Here is a 10,901-nt window from a genome sequence, read left to right as displayed (position 1 = left end):
GCAAGGGCATCGGCCACCCAGGCGGCCAGCCCCGCCGGCGCCGGCACGGCATGGCCCGCGCGCAGCCGCGCACGGAAATGCCGCGCCACCGCGGCCAGCACGCGGCGCACCGGCTTGCGCGCCGCGGGCGGCAAGGCCGGCAGCGCCTTCTGCAGCGCCAGCGCGCAGTAGCCGACTTGCAGCGCATGAAAGCCATCGGACGACAAGGGATCGCCGGCAGCCCCCAGCCGCGGCACCAGCTGGCCGAGCCGGTCAAGCATGCGCGCGCCCAGCCGCGCATCACCATCGCTCGCGCGCAGCGTGGCAGCCTGGGCCAGGTCCTGCCAGCTGGCGCGCACCAGCCGGTGCGCCGCCGCGCGCGCGCCGAACGGGCGTACCGCCATCGACCACAGCGGCGCGAACAGCATTGCCGCGGCGCTGGCCAGGCAGGTATTGAAGGTGCCGAGGAAATCCGCATCGAACACGGCCTGCACGTTGGCGAACGACGCCGTGTTCACCGACAGCAGCATCGCGATCAGCTGGAAGCCCGGGCGCGCGATCAGCAGGCCGATACCGAGGTAGGGCAGCGCCAGCATCGCGGCCAGCGCTTCAAAGGTGTGCGCGTGCGGCACCACCAGGAACAGGTAGCCGGACGACACCAGCAGGCAGATCGTGCTCCAGCGCAGGAAGGCACCGGCCATGCGGCGCGGCTCGTCGATGGCCGCAAAGAAGCAGCAGGCGATCGATGCCACCGCGACCGCGCCGGCGCCGTCCTCCCAGCCCGAGAAGATCCACAGCAGCCCCGCGCAGAAGACGGCCAGGCCGCTGGACACGGCGCCGAACAGCAGCATGCCGTGGTCGTGGTGATGGCCAGCAGCCTCCGGGGCCGGGTCGCCGTGTAGCAGCGGCGCGCCGGCGCTGCGGTCGCCAATGCCTTGCTGCAGGGCCCGGCATTCAGCGTACAGGGTGCCCAGGCGCTGCAGCTGGTCCGCCGCCGTGGCGGCGAGGCCGGCTTGCCAGTCGACATCGCCCGCGCGGCCATCGGCAGGCCAGCCGCCCGTGGCGACCGGGGGCGGCGTGGCAGCATCGGCCGCCAGCCAGGCGGTCGTCGCAGCCAGGGCTTCGCGCAGAGGCAGCGGCACGCCGTCCGGATGGCTGCGCAGCGCCTGCAGCACGCTTTCCAGCGACGACAGCAGCGGCATCAGCATGGTCATGCGCTGGCGCTGCGCGCGGGCATGGCGCAGCGTGTGGCTGCCCTCGGTGTCATAGGCCAGCTGGCTGACCAGCTGGTCCAGCGCCAGGATGTCGGCGGCGAGCCGGTGGCGGCTGTCGTCGGCGCGCGGGCTGCCGGTGAGGATGTCCGATGCCCAGGCCGCCGCGTCGGCCAGCCAGTTGGCTGCGCGGGACCGCAGCGCGGGCGCCACCTTGGCCGGGAAGACGACCGAGCCCACCAGCCCGGCGCAGACGATGCCGATCACGATTTCCTCGATCCGGGCCACGGCAATATCGAAGATCTGCGCCGGCGCGCTGACGGCCGGCAGTGCGACGATCGGCAGGGTGTAGGCCGCCAGCAGGTACACGTAGCTGCGCGGCGTGCGCTGCAGCAGCGACAGGTACACCAGCACGGTGATCCACAGTGCGATCGCACCCATCAGCACGATCGGCATGTTGACCAGCTGCGGCACCGTGGCCACCGCGGCGGTGGCGCCCAGCATCGTACCGGCCACGCGGTAGGCCGCCTTGGAACGGGTGGCGCCGGTCAGGGGATGGGAAACAAAGTACACCGTCGCCATGGCCCAGTACGGCCGCGGCAGGCCCATTGCCAGCGCGATATAGAGCGCCAGCATCGCGGCGGCGAATGCCTTCAGCGAGAACAGCCACTGTCGTGCATTCGGCCAGCTAGCCATGGAGCGGGGTCTTCAGGAGGAGTTGAGGGCACACCGCGGTCTGCCGCTCCACGCTTCATTGGCGGCGCAGTTGGGCGGGGGGCGATGTGTGGAAGCGAAGTGTAGCCAAACCTTTCGCATTCCATTCATGATTTAATATTGGCCTTTCCATTCATTTTGTTCATGGGTAGCGAAAGCCGCCTGCCGGCAGCCAGCTCGCCGTCCCTCAGCACCATGCCCATCGATATCCGCGCGCTGCGCTATTTCGTCGAGACTGCCCGGCTGCGCAGCTTTACCCAGGCCGCGGCCTCGCTGTTCGTCACCCAGTCGACCATCAGCAAGATGGTCAAGCAACTCGAGGACGAGGTCGGCCAGCCGCTGCTGATCCGTGAAGGCAAGAGCGTGCGGCTGACCGACGTGGGCCGCGTGGTCTACGAGCGCGGGCAGGAGGCGCTGGGCGTGGTGCACCGGCTCACGCTGGAGGTGTCCGACCTGTCCTCGCTGGGCCGGGGGCAGCTGACGGTGGGGATCCCGCCGATGGTCAACCTGTTCTTTTCACCGGCAGTCAGCGCCTTCCGGCAGCGCTATCCCAACCTGTCGCTGACGCTGGACGAGCACGGCGGCCAGGTGGTGGAGCAACTTGTGGCAAGCGGCGAGCTGGAGGTCGGCGCCACGGTGCTGCCGGGCGACAGCGGCCTGGCGCTGGAAACGCGCCAGTTCGGCCGCTACCCGATCTGGGCCGTGGGGCCGCGCAAGGCCACTTGGGCGCGCGGGCGCACCGTCACGCTGGCGGCGCTGCGCGATGAGCCGCTGGTGATGCTGACCGATGACTTCTCGCTGACGCGCATGCTGCGGCAGGCGTTTCTGGAAGCACGCATCGAGCCGCGCGTGGTGGCGCGCAGCGGGCACTGGGATTTCCTGGCGTCGATGGCGGCGGCGGGGCTGGGCACTACCTTCCTGCCGCAGCCGCTGGCTGAGCGCCTGCAGGGCCAGGACACACTGGCCATGGCGCGGCTGACTGCGCCGGCAATGGACTGGACCATGGCGCATATCTGGTCGCCAGGACGCTACCTGTCGCATGCGGCGCGGGCATGGCTGGCGGTATGCGATGAGGTGCTGGGGGGCGGAAAGGGATCTTGAACCGGCGCGCTTGCGGCGGCCTCACTTCTTCAGGCACTGGTCCGGCGGGATATCGAGCAAGACCAGCGATTTCTGCCCGGCCACGTAGTGGTAGCGCAGCCTGACCCCCAGCTTGCCGAGCACCGGCACATCCGGGTTGCGGCAGATGCCGCGCTCCAGGATAGGCTTGGCCGTCGCCATGAACTCGCGGGTATCGTCACGCGCCGCATCCACCCCCGAAACCTTCAGCTGGAACTCGACAATCTTGCCCGGCCGCGTCATGCAGCCGTCGAAGCGGGTGGTGTCGTCCAGGTCGACCGGACCGGCGCGCATCAGTTCCTGGCAGGCCATGCGCAGCTCACGGTCGACATCGCCCGCGGTCAGGCGGGTCACGCCGTTCATGCCCGTAGGCTTGCCGCGCACCGTGCCCAGCAGCAGCGTGGCCAGCCCGGACAGTTGCGGGGACGGCGCAGACGGGGCAGCCACCGTGGCGGAAACGGCAAGTGGCCCGGCCAGCAGGGACAGGCCCAGGCATACAGCGGCATTGCGCAAAGGATGGCGATCGGGGACGGCGGGGGCAGCAGGGGCAGGGCGCATGACGCAACGGGAACAGGATTGCTTGGGGTTCGCGCTGCTACTTTAGCCTTGGCGCCTCGCCGCCGTTGTCAGGCGTTGTCCTACGGCGCAACGGTGGCTTGCCCTGGCGGCCGCGGCATGCCAGTGAACGGGGAGCGTAGAATCCGAGTCCCCAAGACCTGATCGAAGTCCTGAGTCCCGCCATGTCCGTGCAGATCCGCCCAGAAACACCGTCCGACACCGACGCCATCGCCCGGCTGACCACCGCCGCCTTCCTGACGGCGCCGCACACCACCCATACCGAGGCGTTCGTCGTCAATGCGCTGCGCCGCGCCGGCAAGTTGACGGTGTCGCTGGTGGCACAGGCCGGCGACAGGCTGGTGGGACACGTGGCGATTTCGCCGGTAACGGTCTCGTCCGGCGCGGCAGGCTGGTACGGACTGGGCCCGATCTCGGTGGCACCGGACCTGCAGGGGCAGGGCATCGGCTCGCAACTGATGCGCGCGTCGCTGGACCAACTGCGCAGCCTTGGCGCCGCCGGCTGCGTGCTGCTGGGCGATCCCGGCTACTACGGCCGCTTCGGCTTTGCCGCTCGGCCCGGGCTGGTGCTGGACGGCGTGCCGCCCGAGTACTTCCAGGCACTGGCGTTCGATGGCGGCTATCCGGCGGGCAGCGTGCAATACCACGACGCCTTCAACGCCACCGCCTGACGGGCGGGCGTTCAGAGCTCCAGCACCAGCCGGCCGCCGCCACAGGCGCGCGAGCAGCACGCCATCATGCGCTGGTTGGCTTCGCGCTCGCTGCGCGTGAGCACCACGTCGCGATGGTCGACCTGGCCGGCCAGCACGCGCACCTCGCAGGACCCACACAGGCCTTCCTCGCAATCGCTCTGCACGTCGATATTGGCGCCGCGCAGCGCGCTCAGCAGGGTCTGGCCGGCTGGGACTTCCATGACCAGGCCGGAGTCCTTCAGCTCGACGGTAAAGGGCTGTTCCTTCGACGCATCCAGCGTGCCCAGCTTCGATACGAAGTGCTCCACGCGCAGCGCATCTTCCGGCCACGCCACGCAGCACTCGGCCAGCGCATCCAGCATGCGCTGCGGGCCGCAGGCGTAGACCTAGGTGCGGGGGTCCGGCTGCGCCAGCAGCTTGCCGAAGTCGGCGCGCTGGCCTTCATCGCTGGCGTGGACTTGCAGCCGCGCACCGTGCAGGGCCTGCAGTTCATCCAGCATCGCCATGGCCTGGCGCGAACGGCCGCAGTAGTGGAATTCGTAGTCGATGCCAAGCGCACGGGCGCGCCGCGCCATCGCGCTGACCGGCGTGATGCCGATGCCGCCGGCGATAAAGATGGCGCGCTTGCAGTTTTCATCGAAACGGAAGTGGTTGCGCGGCCCGCGGATGCGCAGGCGGTCGCCGGCCTGGACGCTGCCATGCACCCAGGCCGAGCCGCCGCGGCTGTCGGGGTCGCGCAGCACGGCAATTTCCAGCGCCGCGGCATCGTCCGGATCGCCGCAAAGCGAATACTGGCGCGACAGCCCGGTATCGCCGCATTCCACGTCGATATGCGAGCCCGGCGCCCAGCGCGGCAGCGGCTTGCCGCCGGGCGCCGCCAGCCGCAGCCGGAGCACGCCGTCAGCGGCTGGCGTGACGCGCTCGACCACCACCGTGCGGGCGATGGTGTGCGTGGACGGCTCGCCGATGCGCACCGGCTGGTGCACCTCGAGCAAGGCCGGGTCGCGGCGCTCAGGGTTCTGCGCGGGGTCCCATTCGACCAGCAGGTGCTCAGGGCCGCGGAACGAGGTGTTGGGCACGTAGGTGAAGGTCTGCTCGGCCAGGCGCATATGCGGCAGCCGGCGTGTCAGCTCCTCCAGGAAGACCTGCATCTCCATGCGCGCCAGGTTCTTGCCCATGCACTGGTGCGAGCCGTAGCCAAAGGTCAGCTGTTCGCTGGCGTTGTCGCGGCGGATGTCGAACAGGTCGGCATCGGCAAAATGGCGCTCGTCATGGTTGGCCGAAGACGTGACGATCAGCAGCTTGCTGCCCGCGGGCAGGCGGATGCCTCCGACCTCGGCGTCGCGCGTCACCAGCCGCCGCCATGCGGCGACGGAGCCGTTGTGGCGCAGGCATTCTTCCACCGCATTAGGGATCAGCGATGGATCGTCGCAGATCTCGCGCCACGCATCCGGATGCTGCAGCAGCAGCTTGATGGCATTGGCCGAGGCATTGGCGGTGGTCTCGTGCGCGGCGACGATGCCGGCCATCATCATCGAATGCAGGTAGGAGTCGGTGACCACCTCGGGCAGTTCTTTCTGCTTGCGCAGGCCGTACTGCATCCAGCCCGGGCCGGACGGGTCCTCGCGCATCTTGTCCAGGATGCGGCCCGCCAGCTGCCAGAAGTTGCCCACGGCATGCGCCACGGCCACCTGTTCCTCCGGCTTCGGCCGGCCCCAGGTGTTGACGGTATGGGCGATGGAGTACTGGCGCAGCAGGTCCATGTCCTCTTCGGGCACGCCCAGGAAATGCAGGGCCACGGTCAGCGGCACCTCCCACAGCATCTGGTCGACCAGGTCGGCGCGGCCATCGTCGATAAAGCGGTCGACATACTCGCGCGCCAGGCGGCGCACCAGCGGCTCATGGTGCGCCAGTTCCGCGGGCGTGAACGGGGCCATCAGCGCACGCCGGCGCGGCATGTGGGCGGGCTCGTCCTCGTTGACCAGCGTGCGGTTCATGGCGTAGCCATAGGAGGCCAGCACGGCATTGGCCTCGTCGCCGGTGGGCGTGATCTTCTCCAGCGCGATCGACGGGCTGAAGGTCAGGTTGTCGCGGAAGATGGCCTTGATGTCCTGGTAGCGCGTGACCACCCAGTAGCCCAGCCTGGGGCTGTAGAACACCGGCTCCTGCTCGCGCGACCAGCGCACGTATTCGGGCGGGTCCTGCTGGTAGCCGTCGCCGAAGGGGTCGAACTGCGCCGCGTTGTGGCTGACCGGGCAGCCGTTGGGCGCGCTCAAGGCGCTGTGGTCGATCGGGCAGCCGCTGCGCGCGGCGCTGGGGGAGGGGTTGGCCATGCTGCGTACTCCTGGCGAAAAACAGGGCCGTCCGGTCAGGGCCGGACGGCCATTCGGTGTTGCGGCCGGACTCAGTTGTCCAGCGCGATCTTCAGGTCGCGGATCAGCTTGGTCCAGCGGGTGGACTCGCTGCGCAGCAGCTCGCTGAACTGAGCCGGCGAGTTGCCGACCGGCTCCACGCCGAAGTCCACCAGCCGCTTGTTGACAGCGGGCTCGCGGATTGCCGCGACCACATCCTTGTTCAGCGTGTTGACCACCTCCGGCGGCGTGCCGGCCGGCACCACCATGCCCACCAGTGCGGCAGCTTCCACGCGCGGGTAGCCCAGTTCGGCAAAGGTCGGCACGTCGGGCAGCTGCGGCAGCCGGGTGGCATTGGCCACCGCCAGCGGCCGGACCTTGCCGCCCTTGATAAAGCCGGCGCCGGCGGCGTAGTCCACCATCATCGCCACCACCTGTCCGGCGGCCACGTCCGACAGCGCCGGCGCGGCGCCGCGGTACGGGGCATGCGTCATCGACAGGCCGGCTTCCACCTTCAGCAGCTCCATCGCCAGGTGGTGCGGGCTGCCCGCGCCGGCCGAGCCGTAATTGATGCCGCCCTGGGTGGCCTTGGTCTGGGCGATGAATTCCTTGGCGCTCTTGACCGGGCTGGCCGCGCCCACCACCAGGATCATCGGGAAACGGCCCAGCAGCGTCACCGGAGCCAGATCCTTGCCAGGGTTGTAGGAGAGCGATTTGTACAGCACGGGGTTGAACACCAGCGTGCCGTTGTCGGCCGACAGCACGGTATAGCCGTCGGCGGCCGAGCGCGCCGTCTCGGCCGCGCCGATGGCGGTATTGCCGCCCGGCTTGTTGTCCACCACCACCGCCTGGCCGACCTTGGCCGACAGCCCCTGGCTGATGGTGCGCGCCAGGAAGTCCGAGCCGCCGCCAGCGGCGTAGGGGACGATCCAGCGGATCGGCTTGGCAGGGTAGGCGTCGGCGGCGTGCGCGGGGGCGGCGGCCAGCATCGGCAGGGCCAGGGCGCCAATGGCCAGGCGCTTGAAGTGGGGGCGGGGCATGGGGGCGTGTCTCCTTGTTGGTCAGCCCGGTGTACGGCACCGGTCTTTCTATTTTGCGTAAATCATATACGCATTGCGTAATGATTTGCGTAAATCATATACGCATTGCGTAATGATTGAATGCGGGTTAACCTTAAACTGTCCTGCAGCGGCCGCATGGCTTGATCCGCCTTCCATGTGATGACCGCTCACCGTTTGCCGGATCTTCCCGCCATGCCCCGACCGAAAGCAGCCCAACCTCTGATCGAACCCGCCGAAGCGCCCCGCACGCGCGAACGCCGCCAGCGCGTGCAATCGGCGGTCACCGGCATGGCCGTGCTCAAGGGACTGGCCCGGCTGGGCGGACGCGCCAGCCTGACCGCGCTTGCCGCGCATATCGACGAAAGCCCGGCCAAGGTGCACCGCTATCTGGTCAGCCTGGTGGAAGAGGGGCTGGTGGCGCAGGAGACGGGCACGCAGCAATACCACCTCGGCTTCGAGGCGCTGCAGATCGGCATGGCGGCGATGCGCCAGGCCGACCCGATCCGGCTGGCCGAAGCCTCGCTGGTACGCCTGCGTGAAGCGCTGGAGGTGACCTGCTTTGTCGCGGTGATGGGCAACAAGGGGCCGACCATCATGCGCTTTGAGGAACCGGGTTTGCCGGTGACGGTGAACGTGCGCGCGGGTTCGGTGATGCCATTGCTGTGGTCGGCCACCGGGCGCGTGTTCCTGGGGCTGCTCGATGAAAAGCGCGTGCATGCCCAGGCCGAAGAAGAACTGGGCACGGCCAGCCCGGCGCGGCTGGCGTTGCTCGATGCCAGGGACCCCATCGGCGCGCTGCGGCGCGCGGTGCAGGCCGACGACTGCGCCTGGGTGCGCGACACCAACCTGACCGGCATCAGCGCCGTGGCGGCGCCGGTGCGCGACTACACCGGGCGCGTCTGCGCGGTGCTGACGGCGCTGGGCGCCACCGGCGGTTTTGATCCCGCCATCGACGGGCCCATCGGCAGCGCCGTGCGGCGCGAGGCGCGCGCGGTCAGCACGGCGCTGGGGTTCAACCCCGGGGCCTGATCCGATCCCTCAGCCGATGAAGCCGCCATCGGCCAGCAGCGAACGGCCGTAGCCAGCGCTACTGTGTTGCCGGCCTGACCGGCGCTGGCTCGTCCAAGCGCTGACCGAGATTGCGCTCGATTTCCTGTTCAAATCAGCAGCCTGGCGGAGGCGCAGAGGAATTTTACGAATCCCGGCCAATCCTCCTTATGCCACCTCGCGCAGCGCGGTTTCGCGCGGCATGGCGGCGTCGCCAACGTGCCGCACCGACGGATACCCCGCCGCAAACACCAGCCGCCCGCCGGACCAGGTATGCGTGACCATCGGCTGGCCTGCCACGCCGGACACGGCGATGACGTCCGCGCGCAGCCCCGGCGCCAGGCGCCCGCGGTCGTCCAGCAGGCAGGCCTCGGCGGGATTGGCGGTGACCAGCGCCAGCGCCTGGTTCAGCGGCAGGTCGGCCAGGCGCGCGGCGGCATACGCGGCCGCGATCAGCGTGGACGGCTGGTAGTCCGAACACAGGATGGTGCCGACCCCGGCGTGGATGGCGTCGATGGCGCGCATCGAGCCGCTCTGGCTCTTGCCGCGCAGCACGTTGGGCGCGCCCAGGATGGTCGGCAGCGCCTGGGCGCACGCGGCTTGCGCGGTTTCCAGGTTGATCGGGAACTCGCTCATGCGCACGCCCAGCGCGTGCATGGCGGCGATGCGCTGCGGTGAATCGTCGTCATGGCTGGCGGTAGGGATGCCCAGCGCGTGCGCCCTGGCCACCAGCCGGTTGACGCGCTCATGGGCGCCTTCCAGCGCGGCGGCCTTCTTGTGGGCCGCATCGGCGGCTTCCTCGCGGCTCATGCCGTGGTTGCCCATCATGTAGGCCAGGTAGGCATCCATGGTCTTGAACTGGCCCTGGCCCGGCGAGTGGTCCATTACGGACAGCAGGTCGACCACGCCTTCGGCCATCAGGGCTTCCAGCACCGGCACGGCGTTGGAATCGGTGACTTCGTAGCGGCAATGGATGCGGTTGTCGACCAGGCTGTGGCGGCGATACGCGGCCAGGGTGCGCACCAGCGTGGCCGCGGTATCGACATTGCGCACGCCGAACTGGTTGCCGGCGAACGACAGCGCGTGGTACGGCGTAGTGATGCCGGCCGCGGCATTGCGGCGGTCGACCTGGGCCACGGCAAAGTCCAGCGGGAACAGCACGCTGGCGCGCGGTTCGACTTCCTTCTCGATGGCGTCGCAATGCACGTCGACCAGGCCCGGCATTACCGTGTGGCCATGCAGGTCGATCACGGCGGCGTGGGCGGGCACCGCGGCGGGTGCCGGTTCGATGAGGGCGATGCGGCCATCTTCGATCAGCAGCGCGCTGTCGTGCAGCACGCGGTCCGGCAGCACCAGGGTGGCGTGCGTCAGGTAGGTAGCAGACATGTCCGGCTCCGTTCTGGGATTCCGTTCTGGGATCAAATCAGGCAAGGGCGGTAGCGGGTTGCAGCGGCAGCAGGCGCGTGGCCACGGCATCGCGCACGGCTTCGTCGTGGAAGATGCCGATCAGCGCGCGGCCTTCGGTCAGGGCCTCGCGGATCAGGTCGACCACCACGGTGCGGTTGTCGGCGTCCAGCGAGGCGGTGGGCTCGTCCAGCAGCAGGATCGGGTGGCCGCCGATCAGGCCGCGCGCGATGTTCACGCGCTGCTGCTCGCCACCGGAGAAAGTGGCCGGCGGCAAATCCCACAGCCGGCGCGGCAGGTTCAGCCGTGCCAGCAGCTCTGCCGCGCGGGCACGCGCTTCCTCATGGCTGGCGCCGCGCTGCTGCAGCGGATCGGCCACCACGTCGAGCGCGCCGACGCGGGGAATCGCGCGCAGGAACTGGCTGACATAGCCGATCACGTCGCGGCGCAGCTTCAGCACGCGTTGCTCGGGGGCATGGGTCAGCTCGACCCACGGCTCGCCCTCGGCGCTGGTATCGCGCAGGCGGATGCTGCCTTCGGTGGCCAGGTAGTTGCCGTACAGGCAGCGCAGGAGGGTGCTCTTGCCGGTGCCGGACGGCCCCGACAGCACCAGGCATTCGCCGCGGGCGGCATCGAAATCCATCGCGCGCAGCACCGGCAGGCGGATGCCGCCCTGGTTGTGCAGCGTAAACATCTTGCCGAGGCCGCGAACCTCGACCAGTTTCTGTGGGTATTCTGCGTGCATCG

General features: G+C 69.4%; 8 protein-coding genes and 1 pseudogene. 3 read left to right on the top strand and 6 right to left on the bottom strand.

Annotation, left to right across the window (positions count from 1 at the left end; all coding sequences use genetic code 11):
- Window positions 1–1,886: FUSC family protein (locus CF68_RS24605; protein WP_235205875.1), on the bottom strand; the 1,886-nt coding region annotated here is incomplete at its 3' end.
- Window positions 1,887–2,099: 213 nt separating this feature from the next.
- Here CF68_RS24605 and CF68_RS24600 point away from each other — a divergent pair.
- Window positions 2,100–3,005 (top strand): LysR family transcriptional regulator, encoded by a 906-nt coding sequence (locus CF68_RS24600; protein ID WP_035823986.1) that lies wholly within the window; start codon window positions 2,100–2,102, stop codon window positions 3,003–3,005.
- Window positions 3,006–3,026: 21 nt separating this feature from the next.
- Here the strand turns inward: CF68_RS24600 and CF68_RS24595 are convergent, their stop codons facing one another.
- Window positions 3,027–3,581, bottom strand: coding sequence for a hypothetical protein (locus tag CF68_RS24595; RefSeq protein WP_035823900.1), 555 nt, complete (start codon window positions 3,579–3,581; stop codon window positions 3,027–3,029).
- Window positions 3,582–3,763: 182 nt separating this feature from the next.
- Between CF68_RS24595 and CF68_RS24590 the strand changes: the two genes are divergently transcribed.
- On the top strand, window positions 3,764–4,270 hold the full coding sequence (locus tag CF68_RS24590; protein ID WP_035823897.1) for a GNAT family N-acetyltransferase: 507 nt from the start codon (window positions 3,764–3,766) through the stop codon (window positions 4,268–4,270).
- An 11-nt stretch (window positions 4,271–4,281) separates the two neighbouring features.
- Here the strand turns inward: CF68_RS24590 and CF68_RS24585 are convergent.
- Both CF68_RS24585 and CF68_RS24580 read right to left on the bottom strand, forming a co-directional pair.
- Window positions 4,282–6,624 (bottom strand): annotated as a pseudogene (locus tag CF68_RS24585) (cytochrome P450/oxidoreductase).
- Window positions 6,625–6,695: 71 nt separating this feature from the next.
- The gene (locus tag CF68_RS24580) at window positions 6,696–7,682 is read right to left on the bottom strand and encodes a tripartite tricarboxylate transporter substrate binding protein (RefSeq protein WP_035823895.1); all 987 of its coding nucleotides are present in this window, start codon (window positions 7,680–7,682) and stop codon (window positions 6,696–6,698) included.
- 213 nt (window positions 7,683–7,895) lie between these two features.
- Here CF68_RS24580 and CF68_RS24575 point away from each other — a divergent pair, with 213 nt between their 5' ends.
- Entirely contained in the window at window positions 7,896–8,732 is an 837-nt protein-coding gene (locus tag CF68_RS24575) for an IclR family transcriptional regulator (protein ID WP_035823892.1), read from the top strand.
- A gap of 186 nt (window positions 8,733–8,918) precedes the next feature.
- Here the strand turns inward: CF68_RS24575 and CF68_RS24570 are convergent, their stop codons facing one another.
- The gene (locus tag CF68_RS24570; protein WP_035823889.1) at window positions 8,919–10,136 is read right to left on the bottom strand and encodes an alpha-D-ribose 1-methylphosphonate 5-triphosphate diphosphatase; all 1,218 of its coding nucleotides are present in this window, start codon (window positions 10,134–10,136) and stop codon (window positions 8,919–8,921) included.
- A gap of 37 nt (window positions 10,137–10,173) precedes the next feature.
- A complete protein-coding gene (gene phnL, locus CF68_RS24565) occupies window positions 10,174–10,899 on the bottom strand; it encodes a phosphonate C-P lyase system protein PhnL (RefSeq protein WP_013952914.1) in 726 nt (241 codons plus the stop codon).
- Between the last annotated feature and the right edge of the window lie 2 nt (window positions 10,900–10,901).

Source organism: Cupriavidus sp. SK-4 (genome assembly GCF_000611125.1).
Taxonomy (GTDB): Bacteria; Pseudomonadota; Gammaproteobacteria; order Burkholderiales; family Burkholderiaceae; genus Cupriavidus; species Cupriavidus necator.
This window is presented reverse-complemented; position numbering and strand designations above follow the sequence as displayed.